The sequence below is a fragment of the Burkholderia arboris genome, assembly GCF_902499125.1.
In the GTDB taxonomy this organism is placed as follows: domain Bacteria; phylum Pseudomonadota; class Gammaproteobacteria; order Burkholderiales; family Burkholderiaceae; genus Burkholderia; species Burkholderia arboris.
Window position 1 is genome coordinate 1 of the sequence record NZ_CABVPX010000014.1, and the last position, 13,395, is coordinate 13,395.

The following is a 13,395-nucleotide window of genomic DNA, read 5'->3' on the forward strand; positions in this document are numbered from 1 at the left end:
GCCTGAAGTGCCTTGCGATCGAGCAATTCTGCCTCCTGACCTCCATAAAGTCAGGCGTCAGGTTACGCAATCGCTCTTCAAGGCTCCACGGTTTCCTGCGATGAACCAAAAAAAAGCCCGGCACTCGACGAGCCCGGGCCTAACGCGTGATCGTGCCGTGCGGCATCGACCCGCTGCGTGGGTGGGAACGGGCGTGGCCCGTTACCGTTCCGATCGTAGCGGCGAGACGCATCGTGAACCTGATCGGAACATGAAATTTTCGTCACGCGGCGCGCATGGGCGGCGGCCGCGCTCAGAACCGGTGACGCAACCCGAGATTGACGATGCCCTGCGTGCGCGTGCCGCCATAGCCATACGAACCGATCGACGCCTGCGCCGTTTGCGTGCCGCCATCGAGCGTGCGCTGTTCCCCGTTCGCACGTTGCCACGCACCGACCGCATAGAGATCGGTGCGCTTCGACAGCACATAGTCGGCGCCGGCGGACACCTGATGGTAGGTCGCGCTCGTATCGCCGCGGGCACGCGTGTAGCTGTAGCCCAGGCCGACGAGCAGGCTGGGCGTCGCCTGGTAATTGAAGAAGCCGCGCGCGGTGTCGTACTTCTGCGTGCTGCGGAACGCGGACATCGCATCGGCCTTGTACAGCGCATTGCTGTAGTCGATGCCGACCGCGAACGGCGCGAAGTTGTAGCGCAATGCACCGCGCGCGATGCCGATCGATTTCGCGGAGATGTAGCCGCCATTGACCAGCGAACCGTCGAACGTGCCGTCGGAGGTGCCGTTCCAGCCGGTCCGGATGCCGTTGGCGAGCGAAGACCGGTTGGCCGCGTAGTAGTAGCCGCCCGCGACATCGACCGGGCCGTTGCTGTATGAAAGGCCGGCCGACCAGGTTTGCCCGGCGCCGCTCTTGCCGGCCACACCGCCGAGCGCATACATGCCAACGAACTGGAATCCGCCGATCACGGGCGACGTGTACTTCACCGCGTTGTCGGTTCGCGACGAGGTGTCGTAGTTGTCGACGTCGCCGGGCGTTGCGTACACGCTGCCGAAGTAGAAGTCGCCGGTGACGGGCCACGCGACATCGGCGAGCGCATCGTACTGGCGACCGAGCGTCAGCGTGCCCCAGCGCGCGCTTTCGAGGCCGACGAACGCCTGCCGCCCGAACATCCGGTTGCCTTGCCCGAGCGCGCCGGTGTTCGGGTTGAAGCCGTTTTCCAGCGTGAAGACCGCTTTCAGGCCGCCCCCGAGATCTTCCGCGCCTTTCACGCCGAAGCGGTTGCCGAGCAGATTGCCGTTGCCGAGGCCAACGAGATTCTTGCCGTCCGCATTGGCGTTCCATACATACGTGAGCGACGTATCGAACAGGCCGTAGAGCGTGACTTCCGTCGCGTGAGCCGCGTGGGTGGCTGCGAGCAGCGTGCCCGACATCATGACGAGCCGAACTGGAGTTTTCATGGTGTGCCCCTGAGGTTCAAGAAGATCGTTTCGTGCATCGCATCGATTCCGATGCCGAGCCTTGTGGCGGCAGGCCGAAATATCGCGATCGCGCTGGCGATTCTGGAAAGCGTTCGAATCGTGGAGGTGAGGGACAAATGAGAAAAATGTCATCGCGGTGTCATGAGCGACGAAAAATGCGCGAAACTTCGTTTGCACTGCGATGCAGGAGATGTTGGGCCGGTGACGAAACCGTCATGCGGCGATCACGATTCCGCACCGTCGCCGGATCACAGTGAAGGCTCCTGTCACGCCTCTCCCGCAAGGAGCAAACACCATGAACATTCCGCGCCCGATGATCGCCGTCGCCGTTGCCGCACTGTCGATTTCCGCCTTCTCGCAGGCCGTGTCGGCGCAGCCGAAGAGTCGTCAGGAGGTGATTCAGGAATTGGTGCGCGCGCGCCACGACGGCGTGATTCCGAGCCCGAATCACGACTACCCGGCGAGCCCGGCCACCGTCGCGCGCAATCAGGAAATCCATCGTTCGACGGTGCATCGTGGCGAGAAAGCGCCAATGGTCGATGCACACGACAACCGCTTCGCGGTGCTTTGATCAATCATTCGCGGTCGGCCGGGCTGAAGCCCGCCGGCCGGATTCAATCATGCAGAGGAGAGTGTCATGCGCGATATCGCGAAGGGAATCGTGCTGGCGGCATGCCTGATGTCGAGCGCCGCGATGGCGGCCGGCTGGCCGGAGCGGGCGCTGTCGCACGCGCCGGCACACGACGTCGGCCAGCGTGCGAACGAGCGGATGCGCTGCGAATTGGCGGCCGTGCCGGCGGGCGCATGGACCGCGACGTTTTCGCGCGGACAGTGCGAGGTCGACAACGGCCGGCTGACGTTCGTGCCGGCCGATGCGGGAAGCGAGCCGGCCACGGCGGAGAAACGGATCGTGCTCGGTGACGTCCGCACTGCGTCGCATCAGTCGCGCAAGCTCAAGGAACAACTGCAGCTGACGACGCGCGACGAAGTGATCGCGCTGAACGTGCTGACCGACGACGGCAGCCGCAAGTCGCGCGAACATGCGATCGACCTGTGGACCGCACTGCGCAACGAGGGCGTCACGCCCGTGAACGGCACGCGTATCGTCGAGACGTATCCGACGGGCGCGACGACGTGGTAGCCGGCGCGTACGGCTTATCCTGCCTTCACTGATCCTTCGATCAGGAAGAACACGATGAAGCCGATGAAGAACGCCGCCGTCGCGAACGGCGTTTCGGGCACCTCGTGCGCTTCGACCAGCAGTTCTTCGGTCACGAGGTACAGCAGCGCGACGGTGCCGAGCCCCAGCAATGCGGCGTAGATGTTGGCCGGCAGGCCGGCAAACGCCGCGTTGCCGGCCACGGCCGCGATGCTCAGCAGCGCCGCGAGCCCGACCGGCACGACGATCGACAGCATCCGGCCGATGCCTGCGGCGGCAAGCGCCGCGCTGACCGACAGCGCGAGGAACAGCACTTCGAGCGTCAGCGCGACGGTCAGGATGATGCCGCTTTCGTCGCTCGCGGAAAATGCGATGCCGAGCACCAGGCCGTCGACGACGAGGTCGATCGCGGTGACGATGATCAGGCTCACGGGCAAGCGCGCTTCCTCGTAGCGCGTCTCGATCGCGCCCGACAGCGCGCGGATCGCGAGCATCAGCGCGATGCCGAGCACGAACCCGACGACGACCGGAAACAGCGCATGCGCGCGGTCCTGCGGCAGCAGCTCGAGCGCCGCGGCGGCGAACACGATGCCGCCGGTGAAATGCTGGATGACGCTCGACGTTTTCGGGCCGGGCGCGCGCCACGCGGCCGCGAGGGCGCCGAAACAGGCCGCCAGCACGGGCGGTAACGTGAGCAGTGCAAGCTTCGCGGTCGGTGTCATGAGGCGTCTCGGCGGTGGGCGTGCCGCAGCGCAGGCTGCGTTGCACGATCGTACGCGCCGGGCGTCGCCCCGGCATCAACCGGGGATTGAACACCTTGAAGCCGCTTCAAGGTCAAGATGTTTGATGCGGGACGCGCCGGCGAGCCGGCGCGTCCGTTCCGGTCAAAGCTGCGCGAGCGCCTGGTCGAGATCGGCGAGCAGGTCGTCGATATGCTCGATGCCGATCGACAGCCGTACCGTTTCCTCCTTCACGCCGGCTTTTGCGAGCTCGGCTGGCGACAGCTGACGGTGCGTCGTCGATGCCGGGTGCGTCGCGAGCGACTTCGTATCGCCAATGTTGACGAGCCGCGTGAACAGCATCAGCGCGTCCTGGAACTTCGCCCCGCCGTCGCGGCCGCCCTTCACGCCGAACGTCAGGATGCCCGGCGCGCGGCCCGACAGGTAGCGTGCGACGAGCGGATGGTCGGGATGGTCGGGCAGGCCCGCGTAGTTCACCCATTCAACGTGCTCGTGGCGCGCGAGATGCTGCGCGATCTTCAGCGCGTTGTCGCTGATCCGTTCGACGCGCAGCGCCAGCGTCTCGATGCCCTGCAGGATCTGGAACGCGTTGAACGGCGAGATCGCCGCGCCCATGTTGCGCAGCGGCACCACGCGCGCGCGGCCGATATACGCGGCCGGCCCGAACGCTTCCGTATAGACGACGCCGTGATAGCTGACGTCCGGCTCGTTCAGCCGCTTGAAGCGGTCCGCGTGTTCGGCCCACGGGAATTTGCCCGAATCGACGATCGCGCCGCCGAGGCTCGTGCCGTGCCCGCCGAGATACTTCGTCAGCGAGTGCACGACGATGTCCGCGCCATGCTCGAACGGGCGCAGCAGGTAGGGCGACGGCACCGTGTTGTCGACGATCAGCGGGATGCCGTGGCGATGCGCGACTTCCGCGAGCGCGGCGATGTCGGTGACGTTGCCGAGCGGGTTGCCGACCGATTCCGCGAAGATCGCCTTCGTGCGTGCATCGATCAGCGGTTCGAACGACGCGGGGTCGCGCGGATCGGCGAAGCGCGTGGTGATCCCGTATTGCGGCAGCGTATGCGCGAACAGGTTGTAGGTGCCGCCGTACAGCGAACTCGCGGACACGATGTTGTCGCCGGCTTCGGCGATCGTCTGGATCGCGTACGTGACGGCGGATTGGCCCGAGGCAAGCGCGAGCGCGCCGATGCCGCCCTCGAGTGCGGCGATCCGCTGCTCGAGCACGTCCGTCGTCGGGTTCATGATCCGCGTGTAGATGTTGCCCTGGACCTTCAGGTCGAACAGGTCGGCGCCGTGCTGCGTATCGTCGAATGCGTACGCAACGGTCTGGTAGATCGGAACGGCGACCGCGCGCGTGGTCGGGTCGGGACGATAGCCGCCGTGCACGGCGATGGTTTCGAGACGCCAGTTCGAATTGGCCTGATCGGTCATGGGTGCTCCGTTTGTTGTTGTGAAGGTCGAGGGGTCCTGCCGTCCGGCGATTATAGGAGCACGCGCGCTGCTGTCCTTAGAACGAATGGTTTGTTGCTTATGGAGGCGCGGCGAATAGAATGCGTTTTTCCGCAGACGAAAGGTGCGCGATGGATCAGGATCAGTGGAATCAGGTGGATGCGTATTTTTCCGCGACGCTCGTGCCGTCCGACGACGCGCTCGACGCGGCGCTGGCGGCAAGCGACGCGGCCGGGTTGCCCGCGATCAACGTCGCGCCGAACCAGGGCAAGCTGCTGCAGTTGCTCGCGACGATCCGCGGCGCGCGCCGCATCCTCGAGGTCGGCACGCTCGGCGGCTACAGCACGATCTGGCTCGCGCGCGCATTGCCGCCCGGCGGCTCGCTCGTGACGCTCGAACTGAACCCCGGCCATGCGAAGGTTGCGACGCAGAACATTGCGCGCGCCGGGTTCGCGGACGTCGTGTCGGTGGTGGTCGGCAGCGCGAAGGACAGCCTTGCGCGGCTCGTCGACGCCGGTGAGGCGCCGTTCGATTTCATCTTCATCGATGCGGACAAGGACAACAACGCGATCTATCTCGACGCTGCGCTGAAGCTGTCGCGGCCCGGCACGGTGATCGTCGTCGACAACGTCGTGCGGCGCGGGCGCGTGGCCGATCCGGACAATCGCGAGCCCGACGTGGTCGGCGTGCGCGACGGGTTCGCGCGCCTCGTCGCCGAGCCGGCGCTCACGACGACGGCCGTGCAGACGGTCGGTCAGAAGGGCTGGGACGGGTTCTCGATCTCGATCGTCGGCGCGTGACCTGATGCGTCAGTGCGCGCTAGCAGCCGCGTCGGCGCGGCGATACAGGCGCGGCCACTGGTCCTGGAACAGGCCGTTGCAGGTGCCGTGTGTCGCGATGTCGTCGAGCAGGAAGCGCCGGCCGTCGAAGATCCACGATGCGGTCGAACCGCAATCGCCGGCACTGCGCAACCGGACCTTGCTCGACAGCATCGCACTGGCCGGATCGTAGCCGGCCTCGGTCAGTTCATTCGGGAACGACGGCGAATCGAGGCCCGCGTTCGCGTTTTCGCCGAAGTTCATCGCCGTCGGCGCGTATGGTGCGGTGCGGCGGATGCGATACCACAGGTCGGTGTGGTTATACATGCTGCTGGTCTGGCACGGGATCGCGACGAGTGCCTCGTCGGCGGAGATCGCCACGGCCGTCGATGCCTTGCGGCGATCGCTTGCCGACATTTCGTCTTCGACATCGGCCGCGCATTGCTTCACGTCGGCGCCGAATTTCGCGAGCACCGCGTCGACGAGCGGACGCTGTTCTGCCGCCGACAGGTTCGCGGCGGGCGGCGGCGCCGGCGTGACGGCGGGGGGCAATGCGGGCGCGGCCGGCACCGACGACGCAGGCCTGGTGCCGGGGCGCAGCAGCGCCGTGACCGTGCCGACGCGGCCCTGCGTATCGTCGATCAGCAGCAGCGCGGCATTCAACCCCGACAACGGCGTACGCGCGCTGTGTGCCGACGCCGGATCGCCGAAGCTCAGCAGTTGCGCATTGCGCGATGCAGAAAGCCAGGCGGCCACCGTTGCCGGATCGTTCGTGCGGATCCGCAGCGGGTGCGCTTCGTCATCGGTCTTGTCGCCGAATGCATGCCATTGGGCCGGGGCGGCATCGAACGGGCGGCCGTCGACGCGTGCGGTACGCAGGTCCAGCGGCGCCGACGCGTAGAGATCGAGCGACGGTTGCGCATCGGGGCCGGCATCGCGCGTCACGCGCAGGATGACGGCGGGGCGTGCATCGTCGATATCGTCCGTGTGGCTCTCGGCCACGCAGCGATTGCCGTTGTCGCAGACGACCGACCAGCTCTTGAAATCGCGCTCGATCGGCGGCCGCGCGAGCGGGCGGGCCTGTGCGGCGATCGGGGAGGCGGCGAGGAGGACGGCGAGGGCAAGCGAAAAGCGGTGCGGCATGACGGTTCGTATCGACGGTGAAAGGGCGGGCGGAAGATGCCGGACTGCAAGCGCATCGTCGGCAAGCGGTGCAGGTCGAGTGCAGCGGCGCGAACGGCATCAAGTATACCGCTGCAACGGGCGGCGCTTGATGCGACGGCCCGTAACGTGCGGGTACGCGCGTTGCCGGCCGCGCAGCGACAGCTGCAAATGGACCAACGGCGCGATGCCCGAAAGCACCGCGCCGTTTGCTTTTCATCGACAGTCGATGGCATCGCGCGGGAACGTGTCGCGCATCGACACGCCGCACCGCGCTATCCCTTCACGCATACCACCTGGCGCAGCGTGTGCACCACTTCGACGAGGCTGCGCTGGGCCGCCATCACCGCGTCGATGTCCTTGTAGGCCATCGGGATTTCGTCGACGACGCCCGCGTCCTTCCGGCATTCGACACCCTGCGTGGCCTTGGCCTGGTCGTCGGCCGTGAAGCGCCGCTTCGCTTCGGTGCGGCTCATCGTCCGGCCTGCGCCGTGGCTGCACGAGCAGAAGCTTTCCGGGTTGCCGAGCCCGCGCACGATGAAGCTCTTCGCGCCCATCGAGCCCGGAATGATCCCCAGTTGCCCCTTCTGCGCGGACACCGCACCCTTGCGCGTCACGAGCACGTCTTCGCCGAAGTGGCGTTCGCGCTGCACGTAGTTGTGGTGGCAGTTCACCGCGTGCTCGTCGACCGCGAAAGGCTTCGCGATCACGCCGCGTGCCGCGGCAATCACCGCGTCCATCATCGCCTGCCGGTTGCGCCGCGCGTAGTCCTGCGCCCAGCCGACCGCTTCGACGTAATCGTCGAAGTGCCGGCTGCCTTCGGTGAAATACGCGAGGTTGCGGTCCGGCAGGTTCGCGATGTGCTGACGCATGTCGGCCTGCGCGAGTTCGATGAACAGGCTGCCGATCGCGTTGCCGACGCCGCGCGAGCCGCTGTGCAGCATGAACCACACGTGGTCCGCTTCGTCGACGCACACTTCGATGAAATGGTTGCCGGTGCCGAGCGTGCCGAGATGCGCGTAGTGGTTCGTCTTTTCCAGCTTCGGATACTTGTCGACGATCCGCTTGAAGCCCGGTTGCAGCGACTTCCACGATTCGGTCACGGCGGCCGGCGTGCGGTCGCCCCACGCGCCCGGATCGCGGCGGCCCGGCGCACGGCCGTGCGGCACGGCGCGTTCGATCGCGCTGCGCAGCCCCGCGAGCGAGTCCGGCAGATCGGACGCGGTCAGCGTCGTGCGCGCGGCCATCATCCCGCAGCCGATGTCGACGCCGACCGCGGCCGGGATGATCGCGCCCTTCGTCGGAATCACGCTGCCGATCGTCGAACCCTTGCCGAGGTGGACGTCCGGCATCACCGCGATGTGGCTGAAGACGAACGGCATCTGCGCGGTGTTGCGCAGCTGCGCGCGCGCTTCGTCCTCGACGGCGACACCCTGCGTCCACATCTTCACCGGCTTGCCGCCCGCCAGTTCCATCACCTGATAACCCATGTCATTCATTTGCTTCACCATTCATTCCGTTATCCGGCGCGGCACACGTGTGCCGCGCCGTGTCCTGCATTACGTGCCCTTGATGCTGACGAGTCCGTTCAGCACCTGGTCGAGACCGCCGAACACCGAGATGCGGTCGATCCGTTCCGCGACGCGCTCGAGCGTTTCCAGCTCCTTGAGCCGCAGCGCGGTCGGGTTTTCTTCCATCACCTTCGCGGTGTTCAGCAGCGAACGCGTGGCCGCCGTTTCCTCGCGGCGGCGAATCACGTTCGCCTGCGCGGATTTCTCCGCTTCGACCACCTGCGCGAGGATCGCCTTCATGTCGCCCGGCAGCACGATATCCTTCACGCCGACGCTGCGCACGTCCACGCCCGAATCGCCGAGACGGGCGCGCACCTGCGCGATCACGACCTCGTCGATCGACTGCTTGTCCTCCAGCAGCTCGTCGAGCGAGCGCGTGCCGACCGCCGACCGCAGCGCGAACTGCAGCTCGCGATACAGGTGCTCGACCGGCTTCTGCAGCCGGCCGAACGCATGCAGCACGTCCGCATAGCACCACGTCGCCGACAGGTTCAGCCGCAGCGCAACCTTGTCGCGCGTCAGGATTTCCTGTCCGCCGACTTCGATCGCCTGCAGGCGCAGGTCGACGAGTTCGACCGCGATGTCGCGGTTGAAGCGCCAGAACGCCGAGGTACCCGCGTCCAGCAACCGCTCGATCTTGCCGTCGATCTTCAGCACGCCGACGTGGTACGCCGGCACCTGCGCCAGCAGCACGCCCGTCAGGCCCGCCACGCCGCGCGCACGCAGCGCCGGTTGAGCGATGCGCTTCACGAGCGCGGCCGGCAGCATGCTGTGCTGCGCGAGGTCGACGCGTTCGAGGCGATGCTCGGCCAGGCCGCGCCAGTACAGCCGGCGCGTGCCGGGCGCCAGGATCTCGACGAGCACGTCGTCTTCATAGCGCAGGCCCGCTTCATCGTCGGCGAGATCCATCGCGACGAAGTACTGCGCGAGCACGTCCGGTGCGTCGTGACGCAGGTAGTCGGCCAGCGCCGCGTCGGCGAGCGGCGCATCGAGACGCGCGGTCTGCACCGACAGGCGCTTGAGCGGATCGAAGGCCTTGAACACGCCCGGTTCCAGCACCTTGACGAAATCGCCTTCGCTCATCAGCAGCGCGCGCTCGTTCTTTTTCACTACATGACGCTTCCACATATTTTTGTCCTTTTTTTCAATGACCGCCGGGTGACGCGCATCGTGCGAATCGGGGTGCGACGCAATCGGGCGGGCGGCGCGCTGGCCGGCGTCGAAGCCCACGATGACGCATCCTGCATCGCGTCGTCGTGCGCATTCGCGCGGGCCGTGCGGCCGCCCGGCCGATCGCGCGGAACCGCAACCGGTCCGACGCGCGGCGGGCCTGTCGGCCCGCACCGGCGGGTACTGCTTTCATCACAAGACTGTCCTTGCGGACAGTGTTCGAGCGGGATTCGAACCCGCCGCCGGCCGGCTTTCGCCGGCTGCTCCACCTGGCTGAGCTTCCGAACAATGGGCGCTCCGGGATTCGAACCCGGACGAGGCATCCTGGCGCGCGCCCCTTTTGCCTTCATCTGTCCATGGCGGCATGCGCTGCCGCGACGAACGAGGTTCGGCGGCGGCGCACCAGCAGGGCGTTGGAACCCTGGCTCGAGGGCCAGCGGGACATCCGGCGTGTTCTATTTAGCGAGGAGCGTGCCAGCGGGTGTGTTTGCGCTCGGGATATTTTTTAATTCATTGAAAATAAAGGAGTTTTATTTGATGGGCTGCGTTGGGTGTCGATGCCTTCCGTCTCGCGTCATGATGAATTTCCGATACAATCTGATCGTTTTTTATCCCATGAGATAAGCATGCGAAAGACCGTTGCCATCGGTTTCCTCGGTACCGTGCTCGATCAGGGCGACCGCACCGCGCGCCGCTACCCGAAATGGCGGCCGACGATTTCGCTGTGCGAGCATCCCGACCTGCCGATCGACCGGCTCGAACTGCTGTATCCGCAGGAGTACGTGCGTCTCGCCAGTCACGTGCGGGACGATCTCGCGCAGTTGTCGCCGCATACCGACGTGCGGCTTACGCCCGTCACGCTCCACGATCCATGGGATTTCGAGAAGGTCTACGCGACGCTGCACGACTTCGCGCGCGCGTATCCGTTCGACCTCGAGCACGAGGACTACCTGATCCACATCACGACCGGCACGCACGTCGCGCAGATCTGCTGGTTCCTGCTGGCGGAAGCGCGCTACCTGCCCGCGCGCCTCGTGCAGACGGGGCCGCCGCAGCGCACCGACGAAGGGCCGAGCGGGCCGGGCACGATATCGGTGATCGATCTCGACCTGTCGCGCTACAACCGGATCGCGCAGCGTTTCACGCGCGAGCGCGATGAAACGGTGTCGTTCCTGAAGGCCGGCATCGCGACACGCAACGCGCGCTTCAATGCGCTGATCGAACAGCTGGAGCGCGTGGCCGTGCGTTCGCGCGCGCCGATGCTGCTGGTCGGGCCGACGGGCGCCGGCAAGTCGTTTCTCGCGAAACGCGTGTACGAGCTGAAACGCGGCCGCCATCGGCTCGCGGGGCCGTTCATCGAGATCAATTGCGCGACGCTGCGCGGCGACGCGGCGATGTCGACGCTGTTCGGTCACGTGAAAGGCGCGTTCACGGGCGCGCAGTCGGCACGCGCGGGGCTGCTGCGCGCCGCGGACGGCGGGCTGCTGTTTCTCGACGAAATCGGCGAACTCGGGCTCGACGAGCAGGCCATGCTGCTGAAGGCGATCGAGGAGAAACGCTTCTTGCCGGTCGGCGCGGACGTCGAGGCGACCAGCGATTTCGAGCTGATTGCAGGTACGCACCGCGACCTGCGGCAGATGGTGGCGGCCGGCACGTTCCGCGAGGATCTCTATGCGCGGATCAATCTCTGGACCTACGAATTGCCAGGGCTGGCCGAGCGCCGCGAGGACATCGAGCCGAACCTCGAATTCGAACTCGACCGCTTTGGCCGCGAGCAGGGCGAGCAGGTGCGATTCAACGTGGAGGCGAAGCGGCGCTATCTCGCGTTCGCGGCGTCACCGCGCGCGGCGTGGGCCGGCAACTTCCGCGAACTGTCGGCGTCGGTCACGCGGATGGCGACGCTGGCCGATGCAGGGCGGATTACCGAGGAACTCGCCGAGCAGGAGGTCGAGCGGCTGACGCGCACGTGGTCGCCGCCGGGCGGTGCGGGCGGGTCGGAACCGTGCGTCGACGCGGTGTTCGGTACGCGTGCGGCGGAACTCGACCTGTTCGACCGTGTGCAGCTCGAACGCGTGCTCGACGTGTGCCGCACATCGGCGAGCCTGTCGGAGGCCGGGCGCACGCTGTTTGCGGTGTCGCGGCAGAGCAAGCGGCAACCGAACGATGCGGACCGCCTGCGCAAGTATCTTGCGCGGTTCGGGCTGGATTGGGAGGCGGTGAGGCAGGTGCTCGACCGGGGTGTTCCGTCGGCCGGCGGGCGTTAGCGGCGTTACTTCGCAAGCCGTCGGAGCGGCCGGCACGAGCGGCCTGCGGCCAGCCGCCGGTCAGGGCGGCTGGCCGCAGGGGACCTTCTCTCTAAAAAAGGGGCTGCTTCATCCGCGGGGGCGATTGGTGAGGCATCATCGCCCCCGCGTCGGTCGGAGATCGCTTCAGGCGAGGCAGGTCACTTCCGGATCCCACTTGTAGTATCCGGATTTTGCATAATCGATCTCCCCGGTCCTGCGGTCGACCTCCATTGCGTAGAAGGTCACGATGTATTGATCGGTACCGTAACCGACAACGGAAGCGCTGACGCGGTTGTCCAGGAAATTCTTGAGATCGTAGGGTTCCTTCTTGTCGATGTTGTACGCAAGATAGGATCCCGGAACATCGTTCGGCGGGCCCTGGAACTTGAGGACTTTGGAGGCGCCGTTCGGCTCGACCGCAACCAGCGCTCCCGCGTGATTGACGTTCCCGCTGAACGAGAGGCCGCGCCAGCGAACCGTGTCGCCGCTCAAGCCGTAGATCGAGATGTCCGGCGTCGCATTCGTCGAAGGCTTCACATACTCCTCGGGTGCAACCATGTACGCATACTTCACCGAGGCGGGCCCGTGAGGGAGCCAGATGGCGGTCTGAGGCGTCTTGTTACCCACGGGTTTGAAGTCGTGCAGAATCAGCTCGACGTCGAACAGCGTGACGATCTCGATGGTCGCCGGTGCGCCGGCCAGAATTTCGCGGTGTCCCATGATTCGCTCCGAAGAGAAATGATGTGCCAAGTGAGGGCGCCTGCGGCGCCAGCGTCCCTTTCAGGTCGATAGTCTTCTTCCTGGAAGAATCCGAATCGGGTGAAGGGGTGCTGGCAGCGTAGGCGTAATGGGCACGCGAATCGATTACACGCGATTACAGTTCGGCGGAGCAATGGCCGCCGCAGTCCGCGGCGGCCCGGCCGGGAGCGCATGTGCCTTTGCCGTATAATTTCGTTTCAAAGCTAAATTCGCATGACTGCACGGAGCGTCGACGTCATGGCCAAGCAGCAAGAGGAGTCCGTTCTGACCATTACCCACCCGGCCTGCCTGATCGACGGCACGGACACGGAATTCCGCCACCTGATCAACGGGCTGCTGCCGTTCGCGGCCCGCCTGCTGTCGGTGCGCGACGGCTTCGGCTCGATTGCCGGGCTCACCGGCATCCAGTATTCGCTGCTCGTATCGGTCGCGCACCTGTCCCACGACGACGTCGTGACCGTCAACCGCCTGGCGGACCACCTGCACCTGAGCGGCGCGTTCGTGACGATCGAGACCGGCAAGCTCAAGAAGCTCGGCCTGATCGACAAGCGCGCGGACCCGGACGACAAGCGCAAGATGCGGCTCACGGTCACGCCGGCCGGTACGAAGCTGCTGAAGGCGCTGGCGCCGACCCAGCAGCGTATCAACAACGTGCTGTTCGAGGGCGTGACCAAGACCGAATTCAAGGTGCTGTGCTCGGTGATCGACCGCCTTGTCACCAACGGAGATCGCGCGACGCTCGACCTCGCGCACATGATCGCACGCCAGGAAAAAGGCTGACGCACGCCGGCCGCAGGCCG

Annotated in this window: 12 protein-coding genes and 1 tRNA gene; 5 read left to right on the plus strand and 8 right to left on the minus strand. The window is 66.1% G+C overall.

Going from position 1 to position 13,395, the window contains the following annotated elements:
- Positions 1-292: 292 nt before the first annotated feature.
- A complete protein-coding gene (locus BLA15945_RS18105; protein ID WP_059237477.1) occupies positions 293-1,453 on the minus strand; it encodes a porin in 1,161 nt (386 codons plus the stop codon).
- Between the two features lie 316 nt (positions 1,454-1,769).
- Here BLA15945_RS18105 and BLA15945_RS18110 point away from each other — a divergent pair, with 316 nt between their 5' ends.
- Positions 1,770-2,045: a DUF4148 domain-containing protein gene (locus BLA15945_RS18110; protein ID WP_059237476.1), complete on the plus strand. Its 276-nt coding sequence runs from the start codon at positions 1,770-1,772 to the stop codon at positions 2,043-2,045.
- Between the two features lie 66 nt (positions 2,046-2,111).
- On the plus strand, positions 2,112-2,615 hold the full coding sequence (locus BLA15945_RS18115) for a hypothetical protein (protein ID WP_174993059.1): 504 nt from the start codon (positions 2,112-2,114) through the stop codon (positions 2,613-2,615).
- A gap of 14 nt (positions 2,616-2,629) precedes the next feature.
- Here the strand turns inward: BLA15945_RS18115 and BLA15945_RS18120 are convergent, their stop codons facing one another.
- The gene (locus BLA15945_RS18120) at positions 2,630-3,355 is read right to left on the minus strand and encodes a ZIP family metal transporter (protein WP_059237474.1); all 726 of its coding nucleotides are present in this window, start codon (positions 3,353-3,355) and stop codon (positions 2,630-2,632) included.
- A 162-nt stretch (positions 3,356-3,517) separates the two neighbouring features.
- Positions 3,518-4,813: an O-acetylhomoserine aminocarboxypropyltransferase/cysteine synthase family protein gene (locus BLA15945_RS18125; protein ID WP_059237473.1), complete on the minus strand. Its 1,296-nt coding sequence runs from the start codon at positions 4,811-4,813 to the stop codon at positions 3,518-3,520.
- A gap of 149 nt (positions 4,814-4,962) precedes the next feature.
- Between BLA15945_RS18125 and BLA15945_RS18130 the strand changes: the two genes are divergently transcribed.
- Positions 4,963-5,631, plus strand: coding sequence for an O-methyltransferase (locus BLA15945_RS18130; RefSeq protein ID WP_059237472.1), 669 nt, complete (start codon positions 4,963-4,965; stop codon positions 5,629-5,631).
- Between the two features lie 9 nt (positions 5,632-5,640).
- Here BLA15945_RS18130 and BLA15945_RS18135 read toward each other — a convergent pair whose 3' ends face one another.
- The 4 genes from BLA15945_RS18135 to BLA15945_RS18150 form a co-directional block, all read right to left on the minus strand.
- On the minus strand, positions 5,641-6,792 hold the full coding sequence (locus BLA15945_RS18135; protein ID WP_059237471.1) for a DUF1176 domain-containing protein: 1,152 nt from the start codon (positions 6,790-6,792) through the stop codon (positions 5,641-5,643).
- Positions 6,793-7,085: 293 nt separating this feature from the next.
- Positions 7,086-8,309, minus strand: coding sequence for an RtcB family protein (locus BLA15945_RS18140; RefSeq protein ID WP_059240791.1), 1,224 nt, complete (start codon positions 8,307-8,309; stop codon positions 7,086-7,088).
- A 60-nt stretch (positions 8,310-8,369) separates the two neighbouring features.
- On the minus strand, positions 8,370-9,509 hold the full coding sequence (locus BLA15945_RS18145) for a slipin family protein (RefSeq protein WP_059240790.1): 1,140 nt from the start codon (positions 9,507-9,509) through the stop codon (positions 8,370-8,372).
- Between the two features lie 257 nt (positions 9,510-9,766).
- Positions 9,767-9,839: transfer RNA gene (locus BLA15945_RS18150), tRNA-Phe, on the minus strand.
- Positions 9,840-10,177: 338 nt separating this feature from the next.
- Here BLA15945_RS18150 and rtcR point away from each other — a divergent pair.
- Positions 10,178-11,815, plus strand: coding sequence for an RNA repair transcriptional activator RtcR (gene rtcR, locus BLA15945_RS18155; RefSeq protein ID WP_174993060.1), 1,638 nt, complete (start codon positions 10,178-10,180; stop codon positions 11,813-11,815).
- Between the two features lie 165 nt (positions 11,816-11,980).
- Here rtcR and BLA15945_RS18160 read toward each other — a convergent pair whose 3' ends face one another.
- Positions 11,981-12,556: an AidA/PixA family protein gene (locus BLA15945_RS18160; protein ID WP_059237469.1), complete on the minus strand. Its 576-nt coding sequence runs from the start codon at positions 12,554-12,556 to the stop codon at positions 11,981-11,983.
- A gap of 276 nt (positions 12,557-12,832) precedes the next feature.
- Between BLA15945_RS18160 and BLA15945_RS18165 the strand changes: the two genes are divergently transcribed.
- Positions 12,833-13,375 (plus strand): MarR family winged helix-turn-helix transcriptional regulator, encoded by a 543-nt coding sequence (locus tag BLA15945_RS18165; RefSeq protein WP_059240789.1) that lies wholly within the window; start codon positions 12,833-12,835, stop codon positions 13,373-13,375.
- The last annotated feature ends 20 nt before the right edge of the window (positions 13,376-13,395 follow it).

Bases quoted from the DNA above. Each gene is read 5' to 3' on its own strand.
- BLA15945_RS18145 (WP_059240790.1), bottom strand. From the start codon at position 9,509: ATGTGGAAGCGTCATGTAGTGAAAAAGAACGAGCGCGCGCTGCTGATG.
- BLA15945_RS18125 (WP_059237473.1), bottom strand. From the start codon at position 4,813: ATGACCGATCAGGCCAATTCGAACTGGCGTCTCGAAACCATCGCCGTG.
- BLA15945_RS18135 (WP_059237471.1), bottom strand. From the start codon at position 6,792: ATGCCGCACCGCTTTTCGCTTGCCCTCGCCGTCCTCCTCGCCGCCTCC.
- rtcR (WP_174993060.1), top strand. From the start codon at position 10,178: ATGCGAAAGACCGTTGCCATCGGTTTCCTCGGTACCGTGCTCGATCAG.
- BLA15945_RS18130 (WP_059237472.1), top strand. From the start codon at position 4,963: ATGGATCAGGATCAGTGGAATCAGGTGGATGCGTATTTTTCCGCGACG.
- BLA15945_RS18165 (WP_059240789.1), top strand. From the start codon at position 12,833: ATGGCCAAGCAGCAAGAGGAGTCCGTTCTGACCATTACCCACCCGGCC.
- BLA15945_RS18140 (WP_059240791.1), bottom strand. From the start codon at position 8,309: ATGAATGACATGGGTTATCAGGTGATGGAACTGGCGGGCGGCAAGCCG.
- BLA15945_RS18105 (WP_059237477.1), bottom strand. From the start codon at position 1,453: ATGAAAACTCCAGTTCGGCTCGTCATGATGTCGGGCACGCTGCTCGCA.
- BLA15945_RS18115 (WP_174993059.1), top strand. From the start codon at position 2,112: ATGCGCGATATCGCGAAGGGAATCGTGCTGGCGGCATGCCTGATGTCG.
- BLA15945_RS18120 (WP_059237474.1), bottom strand. From the start codon at position 3,355: ATGACACCGACCGCGAAGCTTGCACTGCTCACGTTACCGCCCGTGCTG.
- BLA15945_RS18160 (WP_059237469.1), bottom strand. From the start codon at position 12,556: ATGGGACACCGCGAAATTCTGGCCGGCGCACCGGCGACCATCGAGATC.
- BLA15945_RS18110 (WP_059237476.1), top strand. From the start codon at position 1,770: ATGAACATTCCGCGCCCGATGATCGCCGTCGCCGTTGCCGCACTGTCG.